Below are 17,583 nucleotides of genomic sequence, written 5' to 3'. Positions count from 1 at the left end.
GACGCGGGCCGCGCGGCGCTAGGCGCTCGTCCTGAGGCGGGCCTTGCGCGCGCCGCGCTCGAGCGCGAGCCCGATGAGGCGCTCGATCAGCTCGCGCGCGGGGATGCCGCTCGCCTCCCAGAGCTTCGGGTACATCGAGATCGCCGTGAAGCCGGGGATGGTGTTGATCTCGTTCACGTAGAGCGCGCGCTCGGGCGAGAGGAAGAGGTCGACGCGGGCCATCCCCGACGCCTCCAGCGCGTGGAACGCGCGGAGCGCGACCAGCTGCACGGCGTTCGCCTCGGCCGGGGAGAGGTCGGCCGGGATCCGGATCGTGGCGCCGCCGGCGTCGATGTACTTCGCGGCGTAGGAGTAGAAGCCGTCGGCGTGCCCGACCACGATCTCGCCGGGCACGGAGGCGATGGGGTCGTCGTCGCCGAGCACGGAGCACTCGATCTCGCGCACGCCCTCGATGCCCTGCTCGCAGACGATCTTCAGATCGAACTCGAAGGCGTGCTCGACGGCCGCCTCGATCTCGGAGCGCGCCTTGACGCGCCGGACCCCGACGGACGACCCGAGGTTCGCGGGCTTGACGAAGATCGGCCCGAAGCCGGCGCCGCCGGCGGAGAGGGCGGCGATCTGCTCGATGCACGCGCCGCGATCGCGGTCCCACGCGGCCCGGCGGAGCGTGACGTGGGGGACGATCGGGATCTCCGCCTCGCGGAGCAGGCGCTTCATCACGTCCTTGTCCATCCCCACGGCGGAGCCGAGCACGCCGGAGCCGACGTACGGGACCCCGGCGAGCTCGAGGAGGCCCTGGACGCAGCCGTCCTCCCCGGTAGGCCCGTGCAGGACGGGGAAGACGACGTCGATCGGGGAGCGCGCGCCGCCCGGCACGGTCAGCGTGGCCTCGCCGGAGGGCCCCGGGTGGGCGTCGAGGGCGATCTCCGGCATCGCCTCGTTCAGCCGGGCGAGGCGGGGATCGCGCGCGGCGCTGAGGAGCAGCGCCTCTTCCTGGAGCAGCCAGCGGCCGGACTTGTCGATGCCGATGAGGACCGGTTCGAAGCGGTCGCGGTCGAGCGCCTCCACGACGAAGCGGGCGGACAGGAGGGAGATCTCGTGCTCGGCCGAACGGCCGCCGAAGAGGACGGCGACGCGCACCTTGGCGGGGTTCCGCATGGCGGCACCCTAGCCGCGATCGCGCGCCGGGGCGAAGAAGCCGGCTACTCGGAGAGGCTACTCCGAGAGGACGCGGAACGACGTGCGGACCGTCGCCATCGCCACGCGCGCGACGTGGCCGTCGGCGAGCTCGACGTCGACGGCGGTGAGCTGGCCCTGGCGCTCGATCAGCCTGGCCACGCTCACCCTGGAGCCCCGGGCGACCTCGGCGCGCGCGACCTTGACGTCCGCGAGCGCCTCCAGCTGAGCGCCGACGGCGATGCCGTTCGCCACCTTTGCCGGCGTCTCCTCGCTCGCGCCCGCCGCTCCGGCGGGGACGACCACGGCCAGCGCCGCGACGACCGCAACGATGAGGCCGCCCGTCGTGCTCCTTCGACTGCAGGTGAGCATCGGGCTCGATTCTACGCGGAAGGAGAGCGATGTCACCTGCGTTGTCACCGGATCGGGTGGTCCGTCCGGGGAGCCCTCCGCGACGACATCGAGCGCGCCTGTCGGCGCGGAACGCAGGGGTGCATCGTCCACCGGGGGCTGCCTGCTCGGGTGGGCCTGGGCGGGGGGCTCCGCGCGCTCTGGACGCGACCGCCCCGGCGAGCTCCGCGACGCGACATCGAGCTCGGCAAAAAGGGTCCCAATCTGCGGACCTCGCTCGTGTCCGATAGAGGCGAGGAGGCATGATGAAGTCGCGATCGCTTATTTCAGTCACAGCCGCGCTGCTGTTTCTCGGCGTCTCGATCCCCGAGGCCGCTGCCGAGGACAAGACACCGACCAGGCAAGAGAATTACAGCTACACGTTCACCGACGATCTTCTGGATGCCTCGAACAGCTCCGCGACCGGCGCCATGCTCCAGGTGCGTCAGCCCGGGCGTCGCGACAGGCTGCTCCGGCCGAGACTCCACTTCGTCCCGGAGATGCTCAAGTCGGTCGAGACGATGTGAATCGATCTAAAGCACCCAGACCCCCACGCCGCGGAGCGACACCAGCGCGCCGACCGGCGGCGAGCTGTACGCGACGCCCACGCCATCCACCGAGAAATCGCTGCGCCGGAGCGGCAGCAGCGCGGCGGCGCTGACGTCGAAGCCGAGCGGACCTGACAGCCTCGCCAGCGACAGCTCGAGCGGCACCGCCAGCCACATCTTCTCGGCAACGTCGTTCCGCGTGTAGCCGCTCGCCGCCGCCTTCAGCCAGCCGGCGTGAAGGCCAGAGCACACATCGAAGCGCAGCGCCTCTGAGCCCGCGGCAGCCACGCAGGCGCGGACGACTCCACCGAGCATCGTTTCGCGGAGCTCGCCCGGACCGTGCTTCAGCGCCTGAGGAACGAGCCAGAACGCGCCCATCGTCGCCCGAAGTCGCGCGCCGCCGATACCGACCTCCGCGGAGAGCGCGGGCGCAAAGGGGCGCACCACGCCGAACAGGCCAATCGCGCCGACCGCCAGCGTGAGCCGCGTGGGAGTGCGCCCCGCGCTCGGGGCCTCGCCCGCCCGCTCGCCGCCGCCTGGTCCCGCGGGCTTGGACCGCGAGGTGGCCGCCATCGCCACCGCTTCGGAGGCAGGCGCCGTCCCTTCGGGGGCAGGCGACGCCCCGGCGCCCGCGTCGGCCTCGGGAGCTTGCGCCGACGGCTCTCGCGCGTCGGAGTCGAGCAGCAGCGCGAGCGTCACCGCGGTCGCCTGCTCGATCCCGGCGCAGCTGCGGCTGCGATCGCGCAGCTCGCGCGCGCCGCTCCCGCTGCGGATCGACGCGCGGAAGCCGTCCGCCTCCCGGGTGAACTCGACGACGTAGGAGCCGCTCGCACCCGTCTCCGGCCGGCCGCGCAGCTGCTCGACGCGCTCGATGAGGCGCGCCGCATCCGGGCAGCTCTCAGCGCCAGCGCCGCGCGTCACGCTCAGGAAGGGCTCGGTCTGTGCCGCGGCGCTCCCCGAAGCCGCCAGCATCGCACCAAAAACCACGGGAAAAGCGCGACGCCTCCGCATCGGGACGACGCGAGAGTAACCGCCGCGCGGAGCACGCGCATTTTTTTGTGATCTTCTCGGGTCGGCAGCCCCACTAAACAGCCGAGCCTGATTCGGCAACGGGTAGAACCTTGCCAGCTATGCCAGCGAGGAGAACAGCAGCCAGAAGGCCCAGGACCGGCCTCCCCAAAAACCTGAGCCCGCCCGTCCGTTGCCGAATCGTGTTCACCTATTCAGGTGGTCGAGTGGTATCGTCCCTGCACAATTCCGCGCTCGAGCTTGCGCTGTCTGCTCGTCTCGTTCGCTGACAGGTCAAGGTCACCGGGACGTTACGGCATGAGCACACCGGACCCCGAGTTTCGAGCCCTCTACGACGCGCACTTCAACTTCGTCTGGTGCTCGCTCAGGCGCCTCGGGGTGCGCGAGGCGGACGTGCTCGATCTGGCGCAGAAGGTGTTCTTGACCGCGCATTTCAAGCTCCCCGAGTTCGAGGGTCGCTCGCTCCTCACGACATGGCTCTTCGGCATCTGCCAGCGTGTTGCGAGCGACTACCGGCGCTCCGCGCGGTTCCGGCACGAGGTCACGACCGACGCCACGGAGATGGACCTCTACGGCGGCGCGTCCGAAGAGCTCACGCTGAGCGCGGAGTCGCGGCAGCGCGCGCAGGCGGCGGAGGCCATCTTGAACAAGCTGCCGGAGCCGCAGCGCCTCGTGTTCGTCCTGTTCGAGCTCGAGGAGAAGTCGGGCCAGGAGATCGCGGACCTGCTGGGTATCTCCGTGGGCACCGTGCGCTCGCGACTCCGCCTGGCGCGCGAGACCTTCTCGCGCGAGGTCAAGCGCCTCGCGCTGGCACAAGACACGAGCCGAGAGGAGGCCGTGTGACGCGGGATCCAGAACGGCTGCTGAGCGCCAAGAGCGGAGCGGACTCGCTCGAGCGGGAGCTCCTGGGAAGCGTGCGCAACGTGGGTCCGCCCGAGGGCGCCAAGGAGCGCGCATGGCGCGGCATCGCGGGCCAGCTGGCGGCGGGGACGGCCGTCGGCGCCAAGGCCGGATCCAGCGCCGCCGCTGCCACGAAGGCTGGAGTCGGTTCGCTGCTGCTGTCGTCGCTCTCGATCAAGGCAGCGGCGCTGCTCGTGGGCGGCGGGCTGGCGCTCGGCGGAGGTTACTGGGCCCTCTCCTCCCCGGACGAGGCGCCTGCGCCGCCCCGCGCGGCGGCCCCGGAGCGCGCGCCGGAGGATGTGTCGCAAGCCGCGGTGGCGCCTGTGGCGGAGCCCAAGGCGCTTCCGGAGCCGCCGCTCGACGCACCCACCGAGGTGGAGCCGACCCGGAGGCCGAGCGGACCGAAGCCGACGGAGACCGATCTTTTGCGCGCGGAGAGCGCGCTGCTCACGGAAGCGCGCGCCAAGCTGCGCTCCGGAGACGTGGCGGGAGCCACGGCGCTCCTCGAGCGCCTGCGCGCGCAGTTCCCGAACGGCGTGCTCCGGCAGGAGCGCGAGGTGCTGGCCATCGACGTGCTGGCCGCGCGCGGCAACACGCAGGAGGCGAGGCGGCGCGCTCAGGCATTCGTCAAGCAGTATCCCAAGAGCCCCCACAGCGCGAAGCTAAGGCGGTTTCTGGATCAGCCGTGAAGCGCTGTTCGGCCGCTCGCATCATGGCGCTCGGCTGCCTCGCGGCCTCCGGGTGTGATGCGGAGATCACCTCGGTCGGAGCCTGGGCTCCTGTCGTATCCGGATCTTCTTATATCGAGGCGGAGCTCGGAGAGCTGAGCGAGGGCTTCACCGTGGGTGAAGACAGCCGTGCTTCCGAGGGTCGCTTCATCGCCCCCCCTGCCGGGATGCCCTCGGACGACGCGCCGGGGCTCGCGCGAGCGCGCTACCGCTTCGAGGTGCCGACCGGGGCAGAGTACCTGATCTGGGGGCGGATCCACGCGCCGGGCGCCCTCAACAACCGCTTCTGGTTCCAGGTGGACAGCGGGCCTTGGTACCTCTGGCGCATCAGCGTCGGCGACATCTGGTTCTGGGACGATTTCCACGACAACACGCGCTATGGCGAGCCGCTCCGATTTCCACTCTCGGCCGGAGCTCACGAGCTCGTCCTCGCGAACGCCGTCGAGGGCGTCCAGCTGGATCGGCTGTACTTCACGCCGGACGGCGACGCGCCTCCAGGCAACGACACGCCCTGTGATCCTCCGCATTCGATCGAGGTCAAAGGGGAATGCCTCCCGAGCTGCGGCGCCTTGAAGGGAACCGCGTGCGGTGACCTCCCGTGCGCCGGGCGTGAATTGCTCGAGGCCTACGATTGCTCCGTGTGCTGCAGCATCCAAGGACCGTGAGCCGGCGGCGCTCCCGCCATCGGGTCGGAGCTCGGCGACCATAGACCCACCTCTTCGTACCAATCGAAACGTCTCCACGCTTCGATGACGAAAAAGATGATCGCGCCCGAGCGGGTCTCCCACCGAGCCGGAGTAGCCAACAGCCTCGAGCGGAGCCCTGAATGACTACATCATCGATTGAACAATTCAATTCCCACATAAACGTGGGCCTGCTCGCCGTGGCGCTCGCGCTGTCGGCGTGCATCGGCAACCTGGGCGGCGAAGACGGCACATCGCCGGCGGAGGGCACGAGCGGGACGAGCGGCAGCTCGAGCAGCGGAGGTTCGGGCTCGGGCGCGGGGCCGGCGGGCCCCGGGGAGCCATGGAGGTGCGACGCGAGCACCATCGATCCTGGGCCTTCGCCGATGCGGCTGCTCTCGCGGGAGCAGTACGTGAACACCGTGCGCGACCTCGTCGGCGACGTGCCCGACCTGGATGCAGCGCTCGGCCCCGCCATCGAGGCGTCGGCGTTCGGCCTCTTGCAGCCGGACGTGACGCAGGTCGAGCTCGAGCATTTCCAGGCCGCGGCAGACGTCATCGCCGCGGCCATCGTCGGCAATCCGGCGGCGCTCGACGAGATCGCGCCTTGCGAGGCCGACGCCGAGCCGCGCGAGTGCGCGCGCCAGATGATCGTGGGCTTCGGCGCCCGCGCCTACCGCGTCCCGATCACGGACGCGGCGGACATCGAGCGACACCTGCAGCTCTTCGACGTGGGCGCGGAGACGAGCTACGAGCACGGGGTCGAGCTCCTGCTCCGCGGCATGCTGCAGTCGCCGCGCTTCCTGTACCGGGTCGAGATCGGCACCTCGGAGAAGGTGAGCGATCGCGCCGTGAAGCTCTCCCCGTACGAGGTGGCCGCCCGCCTCTCGTACATGCTGTGGGGCACCCTGCCGGACGCCCGGCTGAACGAGGCCATCGAAGACGGCAGCCTGACCACGAAGGAGGGCGTCGCGGCACAGCTCGGCTGGATGCTCGAGGACGAGCGCGGCCGGAAGCTGGTCCATCGCTTCCTCGGCAGCTGGACGCACCTGAACGGCCTGAGCACCGTGGTGAAGGACGCGGACGCCTTCCCCGAGTGGAAACCGCGGTCGTTCCGTGAGTCGCTGCGCGGGCAGGCCGACGCCTTCTTCGACCACGTGCTCAACGACGAGGGAGGCAAGCTGAGCGCCCTCCTCACCTCGACGACGGTCTTCTACAACAAGGATCTCGACGGGTACTACGGCGTCACCGGCGACGACTCCTTCCAGCCGCTGAAGCGCACGGACGGCGCCACCTCGGGTATCCTGACGCTCCCGGCGCTGCTCGCCATCCAGGCGAAGCCAGCAGAGAGCTCGCCGATCTACCGAGGGAAGTTCGTGCGCGAGGCGCTGCTCTGCCAGCAGCTCCCGGCCCCGCCGGCCAACATCCCCAAGCCGCCCGAGGTCGACCCGAGCAGCTCGACCCGAGAGCGGCTGTCGCAGCACGAGGTGGACCCGAGCTGCGTCGGCTGCCACCAGCTGCTCGATCCGATCGGCTTCGGCTTCGAGCACTACGACGCGATCGGCCGTTACCGCGAGCTCGACGGCGGCGAGCCGGTCGACGCGAGCGGCAAGGTCATCGCCACCCGCGACATGGACGGCAAGTTCGACGGCGTGGCGGAGCTCGGCCAGAGGCTCGCGGGCAGCGCCGAGGTGGAAGAGTGCGTGGCGCGCCAGTGGTTCCGCTTCGCGATCGCCCGCTTCGAGCAGGACATGGATGGTTGCTCGATGGAGCGCTTGCTCGAGACCTTCAAGGCCGCCGGCCAGGATCTGAACGCGCTTCCCCGCGCCGTCGTGGAGACGGACGCCTTCCTCTTCCGCCGTCCGATCGACGCGAACACGAAGGAGATGCCATGAACCGAAGAGGCCCTATCGACCTCCGCACCCAGATCAGCCGCCGCAAGCTGCTGGGCGGGCTCGGCGCCCTGACCGTCGCGCTCACGAGCCCCGTCTGGCGGAGCGCCACCGTATTTGGACAGGACGCCAAGCAGCCGGGCGCCAAGCGCTTCATCGGCATCTTCTCGGCGAACGGCACCGTGCCGTCGGCGTTCTTTCCGGCAGGGGACGCGCACGAGGCGCCGCTCTCGCTCGGCCCGATCCTGGCGCCGCTCGAGGAGCACAAGCAGAGGATGCTTGTGCTCAAGGGCGTGCACATGAACTCGACGGTCGAGGACGAGCTCGGCGTCACGAGCGAGAACAAGCCCGGCGGACCGCACATGAAGGGCCCCGGCGCGATGCTGACGGGCGGCTCGCTGCTCGCCGGCAGCTTCACGGGCGCGGGCGGCCCCGCCGGCTGGGCGGATCGCATCTCCGTCGACCAGCACATCGCGAGTCGCATCGGCGGGAGCAGCCAGTTCCCGTCGCTCGAGTTCGGCGTGCGCATCGAGGGGCAGGAGCCGCTCCGCGTGATCTCGTACCGCGGTCCGAACCAGCCGAACACGGCCGTCGACGATCCATTCCAGATGTACTCGCGCATCTTCGCCAACGCGGATCTCTCCGAAACGGAGCTGCAGCGGCTGATCGCCGAGCGCCAGAGCGTGCTTGACTTCCTCAAGGACGATATCGGCCGCCTGAAGTCGCGCGTCAGCTCCGAGGACAAGGCGCGGCTCGAGGCGCACCTCGGCGGCATCCGCAACATCGAGCAGCGGCTGCAGAGCGCGACGGTGTCGTGTACGCCGCTCACGATGCCGGAGAGGTTCGACACGCGAGCGATGGAGAACTATCCGAAGGTCGGCCGGCTGCAGACCGACCTGATGCTGCTCGCGCACATCTGCGGCATGACCCGCGTCTCCACGTTCATGTGGGCCAACGCCGATAGCTGGCAGTACTATCCCTGGATCGGTGTGAACGAGGAGCACCACGAGCTCTCCCACGCCGGCGACAACGATGCAGTGGCGAACGAGAAGCTCGTGAAGATCAACGCCTGGCACAGCGAGCAGGTGAAATACGTGCTGGATCAGCTGGCGCTCGCGAAGGAAGTGGACGGCAGCTCGGTGCTGGACAACACCCTGCTGCTCTGGGGCAACGAGCTCGGCGTCGGCAACACGCACACGTACAAGGATATCCCCTGGGTGCTCGCGGGCGGCGCGGGCGGCTACTTCAAGATGGGCCGCTACATGAAGTACGCCGACCTGCCGCACAACAACCTGCTCGTGTCGGTATGCAACGCGATGGGCCTCGACGACGTGACCACCTTCGGCATTCCCGGCGTGTGCACCGGGCCGCTCCCGGGCCTCCTGGCCTGAGCCCCGTTTTCGCCTCGCCCGCCCGCGCGCCCGCGCACGCCGCGCGGGACGCCGGACGGGTAGCTTGCCCAGCGCCAGGATCCGGGTTGCCCCGGACGGCTTCGGCCACTACGCTCCGACACATTTGGCTTGTGAGGAACCGTGGTCCATGCGCCAGCCCAGTCCGCGTTCTCTGACTTCGTCCTGCTCCTTCTCTCCGCAGCGCCCAAGCTCGGGCTGCCGATCGACGCGGTCCTGCGCGACGCAGCGCTCCCGCCGGAGGCGCTCCGCCGGCGCGGGTTGCCGATCTCTCTGAGCGTGGCGCGGCAGATATGGTCCTCTGCCGAGAAGATGAGCGGCAATCCGCTGCTCGGGTTGCACGCCGCGGAGGGGCTCGAGGTCGGCTCGCTCGATCTCCTGGACTACCTGACACGCAGCAGCAGCAGCTTTGGCATAGCGTTGGAACGCGTCATCCGCTTCGCTCCGCTGGTCGCCGATGGGGGCGTCCTGAGCCTCGAGGTGACCGGTCGCCGCGCGCATTTCCGCCACCTCTCGCCGGACGGCGTGCCCGCCGTCGCGGATCTCATCGTCAGTTTGATGGTGCTCCGGACGCGGGCGTTCTCGGGCGAGCACATCCGCCCGCTGGCGGTGCGCTTCCGGCACCGCCGCGAGCGCGTCGCAGGCGAGTACGAGCGCGTCTTCGACGCGCGGGTCGAGTTCGATGCCCCCCACGACGAGCTGGTCTTCGATCGGGATCTCCTGGAGCTGCCCTTCCATTCCGCCGAGCCGCGCCTCGGTGAGATCCTCGAGGACTGCGCGGCGGCGCGGCTTCAGGCGCTCGGCAAGGTCGGCGGGGCGCCTGCGACCGCCGCCGGCGTCCCGTCGAGCTTCGTCGATGACGTCCGACAGGCCCTTCAGCTCTGCATCGCTCAGGGCAATCCGAACATCGATCGCGTCGCCGAGCACCTCGGCGTGAGCTCGCGGACGCTCCAGCGGCTGCTGCGAGAGCAGGGCACGTCCCACCGCGCCCTCTTGATGGAAGCGCGAACCGAGCTGGCGAATCGCTATCTCGCCTCGTCCAACCCGACGAGGCGCGCGCTCGCCGCCGGGCTCGGCTATGCGAGCACGCGCTCGGTGTCCCGCGCGCTGCGCCGCCGGTGAACCGGAGCTCACCGGCGGTCCGCGCGGTCCATGACGGGTCAGCGGCGCATCGCGCCGAGACCGTCGCGCAGCGTCACGGATACCATTGAATCCGAAGCTGCCTGTTGCTCGTCGTGCTCACCTGATAGACAACGTCGTTCGCGGTGCCCGGGAAGGGGATCGTGGTCGTCGCGGACCAGCTGTTCGCCGGGGCGTTCTGGGGCGTCCCGCCGTTGACCGACACGCTGACGCCGTTCAGCGGGACGCCGTCCGTCGGGCTCATCTGCAGCGTCAGGGTCGCCGGCGTCCAGACGGTCGGGAGGCTCGACCGATCGATCTGGAAGCAAGAGGTCCCGTTGACCGAAGCGACGATCGCCGTGCTCATGGGCCCGAGGCTCTGGCAGGGGGGCGCGGGGTTCTTGTAGAACCCGAACGTGTGCTGCCGCGTGAACATCGGGACGGTGGCGCTGCCGGCGTAGTCCGCGAACACCGTGATGTCGTGGCTCCCCGCCTCGGCGAACTGGCCGACCTTCAGCGAGTAGACGCCGTCGTTGGCGGTCGTGTCGCCGTGCGCGGCGGCGCCGTCGTCGTGGAACGACAGGGGCGTGGCCGCGCCGCTCGGGCCGGTCATCTCCGCGCTGACCGTGGCGCCCAGGACCGGGCTGCCCAGGTGGCTCACCTCGGCCTCCACGATGAGCGGCGCCGTCCCGACGTTCAGCGTGCTCGGCGTGACCCGGAGCGAGATCGTGTCGGCCAGCGTCGACACCGCGGAATAGAGGTAGATGGGCTGATCCGAGCTGTTGGTCGCGCAGAACTGCCAGAACCCCTCCTCGGACGGCTGCGTCAGGTTCAGGGAGAAGCGCTTGAAGCTCTCGGCCGAGAAGAAGGTCAGGTCGGAGCCCGACGCGGCGTAGTTCAGCTCGGTGATCGTGGGCCCCGACGGGGGTTGCAAGGACACCTCCGGTGCGACCGCTCCGACGAAGATCATCGTGAAATCCACGATCTGCGCCGCCGAGACCAGCGTGTCCGCGCACGACGTCGAATGCGGCGGGATCTGCGTCAGCACCTGATCGATCATGCCGCCGTCGCGACAGTCGTTCGCCATGCGGTTGAACGCGCCGATCAGCTCGAGCTGGTCAATCGCGGTGTCGCTGTCGGCGCGCAGGTAGAGCCCGGGCGAGAACCCGTAATTCGCCGCGATGTCGCTCATCATCGCCTCGTCCGCCCCCGCTCCAAGCGCGATCGAGTGGACCTCGTCCACGCGGCTGAAATAGTCCGCATAGAAGTCGCTCGGGGCCGGCGGCGTGTTGTGCTGCCCGTCCGACAGCAGGATGACGCACTCGCGCGCGCTCTTGATCGGGCTCTCGGCGATCAACATGTCGAGCGCCTCCTGGAGGCCAGACCCGATCGATGTCCCCCCGTCCGCGACGAGCGCGTCGACCGCCGCATCCAGGCCGGACGCCGGCAGCGCCGTCATGGGGTACGTGATCGACGAGGTGTCGGAGTAGCTCGCCACGCCGAGCAGCTCCGTGAACGACTGTGACGCGGGCACGTTGCTCGATACGAGCGTGTTCCAGTAGATCTTGGCCGCCTTCTTCGCGAGCGCGATGCGGTCGCCGGCCATGCTGCCGGACCGGTCGATGATCACCACATGGTTCGTGTCCAGCGGGGCGACCTGGGCCAGCGCCGTGGACAGCCCCGCCACGCTGGCGAGGAGACCGCCGGCGACGCCTGCGAACCTTCTGAATGAGCTTCTCATGTTCTCCAATCCTTCTTGAGTGTCGATCAAAACCAAAGAGTGAGAGCGGGGCGCATCTTCGTATCTGCGCCCCGCTCCATCGCGCCGGCGTTCAGGGCCTCCGGAACACCACGTCGAGCCTGGGGCGCCGCGCGGCGTTCGCGTTGTCGCTCGACATGAACGAGACCTCTCGGTACCGCGTCACCTCGTCCTCGAGCCGCATCAGGAAGCCGTTGTTGCTCGCGGGCGCGCTCAGCATGTCCCGCACGAGCTCGGTGACGTCCACGCGCTCATAGTCCTGGCCGAGCGACGTGCTCTGCGGCAGGAGCACCTGGTGCAGCGTCGTTGTCGTGGGCTGGTTCGACCAGGTGACGGTGCTCTCCTGCCACGGCGAGGTGACGCGCTGGAGCAGGAAGGCATTGGAGCCGCCGTGCGTCGAGTGCCCCGGGGGCAGGCCGTTCCAGGTGCCCTGACCGTAGATGCGCGCGTCGGGATCGCCGTAGAGCGTGAGGCGCGCCCGCTCGATCGTTGAGCCCGCCGGGATGGGCGACAGATCGAAGCTGAACAGGCTCCGGTTCACGTAATCGACGCCGCTGGCGGTCCACTCCCCTGCGGTCATGTTCGGGGAGCGCCCGTTGTTCGTCCCGACGCCCGCGCTCAGGCTGGTGATGGTCGCGTCGATCCCGGCGCTGCCGGGCTGCAGCGTCAGCCGCTCCGCCTCGTTCTCGCACTGGCCGTTGACGGTGAACACGCCGCTCACCGCGTCGCACTGCGCCTGATAGGTCGGCGTGTGGCAGGTCCCGTCGGGCTCTGTGCAGGAGCCGATGGGCTCGGCCCCGCAGGCGTCGATCTCGGCGCAGCTGTATCCGCTCACGAAGTAGCCGCCGGCTTCGCGGCAAGTCGCGCTGGAGCTGACGCCGCCCGTGCCGAGGTCGGTGCAGCCGAGGGATCGGCAGCACGCGCCTTTCGTCTCGTGCATGCAGCTCGACGAGCACCCGTCGCCGCCCTGCACGTTGCCGTCGTCGCACTGCTCGGAGGCCTGCTGCACGCCGTCACCGCAGCAGCGCTCGACGGTCACGCCAGCGTTCTTCACGACGGAGCACTGGATGACGTCGTCCTCGGGGCCATGGCACGTGCCGCTCACGCAGGTCTGCCCGGGCCCGGTCGTGCAATCCGCGTCGTCGTCGCACGCGCACGGGACGGTGTCCTCGGAGTGGTCGTCGAAGCACGCCTCCACCTCGGCGAGCCACATCTCGGCCAGCGGGACGCGGTGCACCAGGTTGAACGCCTCGAGTCCGTTGCTCGTATCGAACAGCAGCTCGGTCAGGTCGAACGTGGGCGTCGGGGTGTTGATGACGGCGCCGCTGAAGGCGCCCACCCGCAGCTGGTTGGAGACGAAGGAGCGCTGCGTGTCCAGGCAGCCCCAGTGCTTGAGCAGGTGGAGGTGCGCGTCCTGGCACGGGAAATCGAGGCTGCCGCGCGAGCCGCTCTGCGATCCGACATACGTGCAGGTCCCGGTCACGAACGTCTCGGCGAGCGCGTCCTTGTCCTGCAGCCACTCCATCATGGGCCGACCTTCGATGCAGAGGTTCTCCATCCTGGACACCTGCTCTCCCAGGTCGAAGCCAAAGTTGATGACCTCCTGCACGCCGCCCGTGACATCGTCCGTGGTGGGGGGCAGCGGGTCCTCCGCATAGAGCGGCAGCTCGTCCTTGCACCACGCCAGGAAGTCGGCGGTCTCCGACATGACCGTCGCGTAGCGGGTCACCTCGTCCGGCTGGTAGTTCGTCACCTGGCCGAGCGACGTGCTGTCCCACTGGTACGTCGCCTCGAGCCCGGGCTGGAACTTGGCCTTCTCGACAGAGCCGATATCCCAGGATCGGCGCCAGTCCCAGAGCGTGAACTTCTTCGGCTTCTTGAACAGCTTGACCTCGAGGCCGATGTGAATGCCCGCGTTGAGCGCCGCTATCAGCTCGATCTCGCTCATGCCGTAGGTGGCGATCGCGTGGGCGGGCGCCTCCTGGTTCTTGAGCCCCCAGATCACCTGCTCGGCGTACTGGGCGCCGCCCTGGGGCGCGCACGCGCCGTCGGGCGTGCAGACCTGACCGTAGCCGCAGACGGTGTCCGCCGTGGCAGCGTTGTAGTTGCAGCGGCGGGTGCACGCGCCCTCGACGCACGTGCGGCCCGGCTCGCTCGCGCAGGTCGGGTTCGGGTCCGCGCTGCACAGGCACTCGACGGGCGTGCCGCCGATGGTGCACAGCTTCTTCACCGGATCGCAGGTCTCGCCGCTCGCGCAGTCGGCGTTCGACGTGCAGCCGCACGCGGACTGGAAGCCCGAGTGGAGCGGGTGGCACCCGGGGCCCCTCCACTCGACGACATCGCTCTTGGTCTCGGTCACGCAACGGTACGCGCCGAAGGTGCCAGGGCACTCGGCCTCCGTGACGTCGTACACGACGGCCCCCGCGACCGATGCGTCGCAGTTGCTCCCGATCTTGCGGACCGTCGACGGCAGCGTGTCGCTCACGTAGAGGTCGCCGGAGGGCAGCACGGCGATGCCGCCGGGCAGCTCGAAGACGGCGGTCGTGGCCAGGCCGTCTTGCCACACGGTGCCAGGCGCGCCGGCGACCGTGGCCGTGGCGCCGAGCGCCGGGTCGAAGCGCCGGATGCGACCGGGCCTGTTGCCTTCGCCGATGAACACGCCGCCAGCGCCGTCGATCGCGAGCGCCTGCGGGGAGGTGAGCCGAGCCGCCGTCCCGACGCCGTCCGCGGAGCCCGCGGTGCCGTTGCCTGCCACGGTGGTGACCGCCGAGGTCGCGATCTCGAACCGGCGCAGCGAGTGATTGAACGCGTCGGCAATATAGAGGTTGCCGCGCCCGTCGGCGACGACGCCGGACGGCTCCGCGAACCGCGCGGTCGTCCCCACGCCGTCGACGTTCCCGGACGAGGAGGCCTGGCCGGCGACCGCGATGTTCGCGCCCGTCGCGAGGTCGATACGGATCAGCGTACGGCTCCCGCTGTCGGTGACGTACAGGTTGCCTCCGTCCACGGCCACGTCACGGGGCGTGCCGAGCACGGTGCGGTCGGCGACCGTCGTGACCTGCCCGCTGCTCAGCGTGAGCTTGCGGATCGTGCGGGCGCCGCGATCCGCGAGGTAGAGGGCGCCGCCATGGAGCGTGATGCCCGAGAGGGTATTGAACCGCGCGGCGGTGCCCACGCCGTCGGTGGTGCCCGAGGCGGTCGACCCCGCGATCGTCGCCACAGCGCCGCTCGTCAGGTCGATGCGGCGAACGGCGGTCCGGTCCGCGACGTAGAGCAGCCGAGCGGCCGCGTCGTAGGCCAGGTCGCCGGCCTGGAGGAACCGGGCTTGCCCGTATGTGCCGTTCACGAGGCCGCGCGACCCCGCCAGGCCGAAGGGCGACGACGCCACGGGGAGGCAGCAGACGCCGTGCTTCTGGCAGCCCGAGATGTCGCGGAGATCGTCGCTCCGCACGTCGGTCACGCAGGTGCCGTCGCTGTCGCACTCGTCACAGGTCTTGTTCGCGTTCCACGTGGCGCTGAAGCCTTGCTGGAAGACGCTCTTGAGCTGCTTTGCCGTCTTCTCCTTCATGAAGGTGGAGAACAGCTCGTAGGAGAGCTTGCCTGAGTCGCACAGCTCCTCGGTGATCCCCGTCCAGTCGTCGATGCAGGCGCGGCCGCCGGTGACGAAGGTGAGGCAGCAGGAGTTGTTGGTGTCGAGCGGGGAGCAGCCGAGGTTCATCTCGGACTCCTCGACGAGGCGGTTCGAGCAGTACGTCTGATCTTTGTAGTTGAAGACAGGCTTGCACTCGAGGGACTCGTCAGGGTTGCTGTTCACGAGCGCCCGCTCGAGCGATGTGTTGAGGTCGACGACGCCGCCGGAGCCGCTCGGCCTGAGATCCACGGAGAAGCCGATGCTCGCCTCCACGCCGACCTTCAGCCGCTTGCCGAGCGGCACGCCGAGGAAGAGCTTCGCGCCCACCTCCGGCTTCACCGAGACCTCCGTCCCCGCCTCGGCCGTCACGTCCGGCGCCTGGAACGGATGCATGTTGCGATCGAAATCGACGTTCTCGATCTTGTGGTTCGTGTGTTTGTTGAGCGCCTCCTGCAGGCGCTTGCGCATGAAATAGGCCTCGTCGTACCACTTGACCCCGGCGCCGAGCCGGAAGTACGGGATGAGGAACGCGCCGGGGACCGGAGGGAGGGGGATCTTGGTCAGCTCCTTCTCGATCGGCTTCATCTGCAGATCCAGGTTGAGCGCCGCGGCCATGACGGCGGCGGAGCGCCCCTCCCAGCCCTCGACGGGCTCCGCCGCGTCCCTGGGCCAGGTGGCCGGGCTCGGAGCGCCGCTCGGCGTGTAGTCCGCCGTGTAGGAGAACGGCATATAGGTCCCGATGAGGAACTCCTGCGGAGCCACACGGCCGTCGCCGTCGGTGTCGAGCGACTCGGTCTGATCCTCGTCCGCGAGGTAGAAGACCCCTTTCTTCTTGGCGGCGGAGAGGCTGAGGCCCCCGCCGCCCGAGTGGCCGAAGGCCTCGATGCCGAGAGGGGCTTCGCGGTTGAACCACTTGTACCCGTCGAGCTGCATGTCGAACTCCATCCCCGGGAGGATGCTCAGCGTCTTGCCGAACGCCGTCACGGCGAAGCCGCCGGTGCGCATCTGGGCGCGTCGCTCCTCGCTCAGGTTGTGCGACGTGTAGCGGCCGCCGATGCCCCAGCGGCCGTCGCCGCTCTCGACCAGCGTGGCGTACGCGCCGTGTCCGGCCCAGGGGATGCACATGTGCAGATCGGGCCGCTGCTCGGAGTAGCTGCCGAGGTGGTAGCCCTCGGTGTACAGGTCGATGTAACACTGGATCTTCGCGAGCAGCTCCGTGGCGTTCTCGAGCTCGCCGCCGGCCTGCTCCAGGAAGTCGGCGAAGCGCCCGTCGGAGATCTCACCCGCGATCTTGTCGAGCCACTTGACCGTGGCGAAGGCCCATTTGAACTTGCCCGCTTCGGTCTGCTGGAAGTCGTTGGCGAGCCAGACGAGCACCCCGGTGCTGCAGTCGTTCGTCGGCGTCGTGACCGGGTCGCAGAAGTCGGAGCACTCCTCGTAGGTCGTCTTGCTCTTCTGGATGACGTCGAGGCACTCAGCGGCCACGCGCTGTGTGCAGATGCACTTTCCCTTGTCCGCGTCCTCGACCGTCTCCGTGTCGGAGGCGTTGATCGCCTCGGAGGTCTTGTTGATGATCGACGAGAGGAGCTGCATCGACTGCAGGACGTGGAAGTTCGTCGTGATGTTCTGCAGGTCGGCGCCCTTCGGGTTGGGGCTCTCCGGCATCTTGCCGAGCTGGTTCGGGTCGCACGCCTTGACCTTGAACTCGACGCCGGAGCCTCCGCCGGCCCCGCTCGCGCTGCTGGCGCTGCTCGACGCGCTGCTGGCGCTGGCGCTGCTCGACGCGCTGCCGGCGCTGGCGCTGCTCGACGCGCTCCCGGCGCCCGAGCCGGTCTCGAACTCCTCGAAGACGGCGTCGGGCCGATCGGGCTGCTGAGACCACCTCGGCCAGCTCGGGGCGCCGCTCTGGCAGCCCACGTCGTCCGCGGAGCAGAGCGCTTGCTGCACGCTTCCGATGAGCTCGTTCCGTTCGATCGGCTCGTCGGCGCCGCCCGCGCAGGCGGAGGTGACGATGCCCAGGCACAGGAGGAGCGGGAGGCGCCCCGCGCGCCTGGGATCCGCGAGGGCGTCTCGTGATTGGATGAGCTGACGTATCAGCATGGACCTGAGAACTGTCATTGAATCAACCCCGACGGCCTGGTCGGCCGAGATGAGCGGACGTGACGCGGTCGGCCGCCGTGCCCGCTCGCGGAGCGGCTCGCGGTCTCCCATCGTTGCGTGAATTAGCTGTCCCTGGACCGGCGGCGAAGGCGACAAACCGCGCCAGGCGCTGACAAAACCCGCCACGCGCCGCGCGGGCCCGGTTCACCGCTTGAAAAT

At 69.4% G+C, this 17,583-nt stretch carries 12 protein-coding genes; 7 read left to right on the top strand and 5 right to left on the bottom strand.

Features of this window, described 5'->3' with window-relative positions:
• Nucleotides 1-18: 18 nt before the first annotated feature.
• A complete protein-coding gene (locus WMF45_RS03170) occupies nucleotides 19-1,158 on the bottom strand; it encodes a D-alanine--D-alanine ligase family protein (protein ID WP_437715486.1) in 1,140 nt (379 codons plus the stop codon).
• 57 nt (nucleotides 1,159-1,215) lie between these two features.
• On the bottom strand, nucleotides 1,216-1,680 hold the full coding sequence (locus tag WMF45_RS03165; protein WP_437715485.1) for a hypothetical protein: 465 nt from the start codon (nucleotides 1,678-1,680) through the stop codon (nucleotides 1,216-1,218).
• A 149-nt stretch (nucleotides 1,681-1,829) separates the two neighbouring features.
• Here WMF45_RS03165 and WMF45_RS03160 point away from each other — a divergent pair, with 149 nt between their 5' ends.
• A complete protein-coding gene (locus WMF45_RS03160) occupies nucleotides 1,830-2,093 on the top strand; it encodes a hypothetical protein (protein ID WP_437715484.1) in 264 nt (87 codons plus the stop codon).
• A gap of 6 nt (nucleotides 2,094-2,099) precedes the next feature.
• Here the strand turns inward: WMF45_RS03160 and WMF45_RS03155 are convergent, their stop codons facing one another.
• On the bottom strand, nucleotides 2,100-3,224 hold the full coding sequence (locus WMF45_RS03155; RefSeq protein WP_437715483.1) for a hypothetical protein: 1,125 nt from the start codon (nucleotides 3,222-3,224) through the stop codon (nucleotides 2,100-2,102).
• Nucleotides 3,225-3,440: 216 nt separating this feature from the next.
• Between WMF45_RS03155 and WMF45_RS03150 the strand changes: the two genes are divergently transcribed.
• The 6 genes from WMF45_RS03150 to WMF45_RS03125 all read left to right on the top strand — a co-directional run bounded on the left by WMF45_RS03150 (nucleotide 3,441) and on the right by WMF45_RS03125 (nucleotide 9,877).
• Entirely contained in the window at nucleotides 3,441-3,986 is a 546-nt protein-coding gene (locus tag WMF45_RS03150) for an RNA polymerase sigma factor (protein ID WP_437715482.1), read from the top strand.
• The gene (locus WMF45_RS03145; RefSeq protein ID WP_437715481.1) at nucleotides 3,983-4,732 is read left to right on the top strand and encodes a tetratricopeptide repeat protein; all 750 of its coding nucleotides are present in this window, start codon (nucleotides 3,983-3,985) and stop codon (nucleotides 4,730-4,732) included. The genes WMF45_RS03150 and WMF45_RS03145 overlap by 4 nt, the downstream gene beginning before the upstream one ends.
• Nucleotides 4,729-5,436 (top strand): hypothetical protein, encoded by a 708-nt coding sequence (locus WMF45_RS03140; protein ID WP_437715480.1) that lies wholly within the window; start codon nucleotides 4,729-4,731, stop codon nucleotides 5,434-5,436. The genes WMF45_RS03145 and WMF45_RS03140 overlap by 4 nt, the downstream gene beginning before the upstream one ends.
• Nucleotides 5,437-5,597: 161 nt before the next feature.
• Complete coding sequence (locus WMF45_RS03135) at nucleotides 5,598-7,349, top strand: DUF1592 domain-containing protein (protein ID WP_437715479.1); 1,752 nt, start codon at nucleotides 5,598-5,600, stop codon at nucleotides 7,347-7,349.
• Nucleotides 7,346-8,737: a DUF1552 domain-containing protein gene (locus tag WMF45_RS03130; RefSeq protein ID WP_437715478.1), complete on the top strand. Its 1,392-nt coding sequence runs from the start codon at nucleotides 7,346-7,348 to the stop codon at nucleotides 8,735-8,737. The genes WMF45_RS03135 and WMF45_RS03130 overlap by 4 nt, the downstream gene beginning before the upstream one ends.
• Before the next feature lie 141 nt (nucleotides 8,738-8,878).
• Nucleotides 8,879-9,877, top strand: coding sequence for an AraC family transcriptional regulator ligand-binding domain-containing protein (locus tag WMF45_RS03125; RefSeq protein ID WP_437715477.1), 999 nt, complete (start codon nucleotides 8,879-8,881; stop codon nucleotides 9,875-9,877).
• A gap of 73 nt (nucleotides 9,878-9,950) precedes the next feature.
• Here the strand turns inward: WMF45_RS03125 and WMF45_RS03120 are convergent, their stop codons facing one another.
• Both WMF45_RS03120 and WMF45_RS03115 read right to left on the bottom strand, forming a co-directional pair.
• Entirely contained in the window at nucleotides 9,951-11,615 is a 1,665-nt protein-coding gene (locus WMF45_RS03120) for a VWA domain-containing protein (RefSeq protein WP_437715476.1), read from the bottom strand.
• Nucleotides 11,616-11,706: 91 nt separating this feature from the next.
• Entirely contained in the window at nucleotides 11,707-17,364 is a 5,658-nt protein-coding gene (locus tag WMF45_RS03115; protein ID WP_437715475.1) for a DNRLRE domain-containing protein, read from the bottom strand.
• Nucleotides 17,365-17,583: the final 219 nt, after the last annotated feature.

This window comes from Sorangium sp. So ce448 (genome assembly GCF_051520915.1).
Classification (GTDB): domain Bacteria; phylum Myxococcota_A; class Polyangia; order Polyangiales; family Polyangiaceae; genus Sorangium; species Sorangium cellulosum_B.
The sequence above is the reverse complement of the archived record's forward strand: the minus strand, read 5'-3'. Positions and strand labels throughout refer to the sequence as shown.

Bases quoted from the DNA above. Each gene is read 5' to 3' on its own strand.
- WMF45_RS03115 (WP_437715475.1), bottom strand. From the start codon at position 17,364: ATGCTGATACGTCAGCTCATCCAATCACGAGACGCCCTCGCGGATCCC.
- WMF45_RS03160 (WP_437715484.1), top strand. From the start codon at position 1,830: ATGATGAAGTCGCGATCGCTTATTTCAGTCACAGCCGCGCTGCTGTTT.
- WMF45_RS03135 (WP_437715479.1), top strand. From the start codon at position 5,598: ATGACTACATCATCGATTGAACAATTCAATTCCCACATAAACGTGGGC.
- WMF45_RS03130 (WP_437715478.1), top strand. From the start codon at position 7,346: ATGAACCGAAGAGGCCCTATCGACCTCCGCACCCAGATCAGCCGCCGC.
- WMF45_RS03170 (WP_437715486.1), bottom strand. From the start codon at position 1,158: ATGCGGAACCCCGCCAAGGTGCGCGTCGCCGTCCTCTTCGGCGGCCGT.
- WMF45_RS03120 (WP_437715476.1), bottom strand. From the start codon at position 11,615: ATGAGAAGCTCATTCAGAAGGTTCGCAGGCGTCGCCGGCGGTCTCCTC.
- WMF45_RS03150 (WP_437715482.1), top strand. From the start codon at position 3,441: ATGAGCACACCGGACCCCGAGTTTCGAGCCCTCTACGACGCGCACTTC.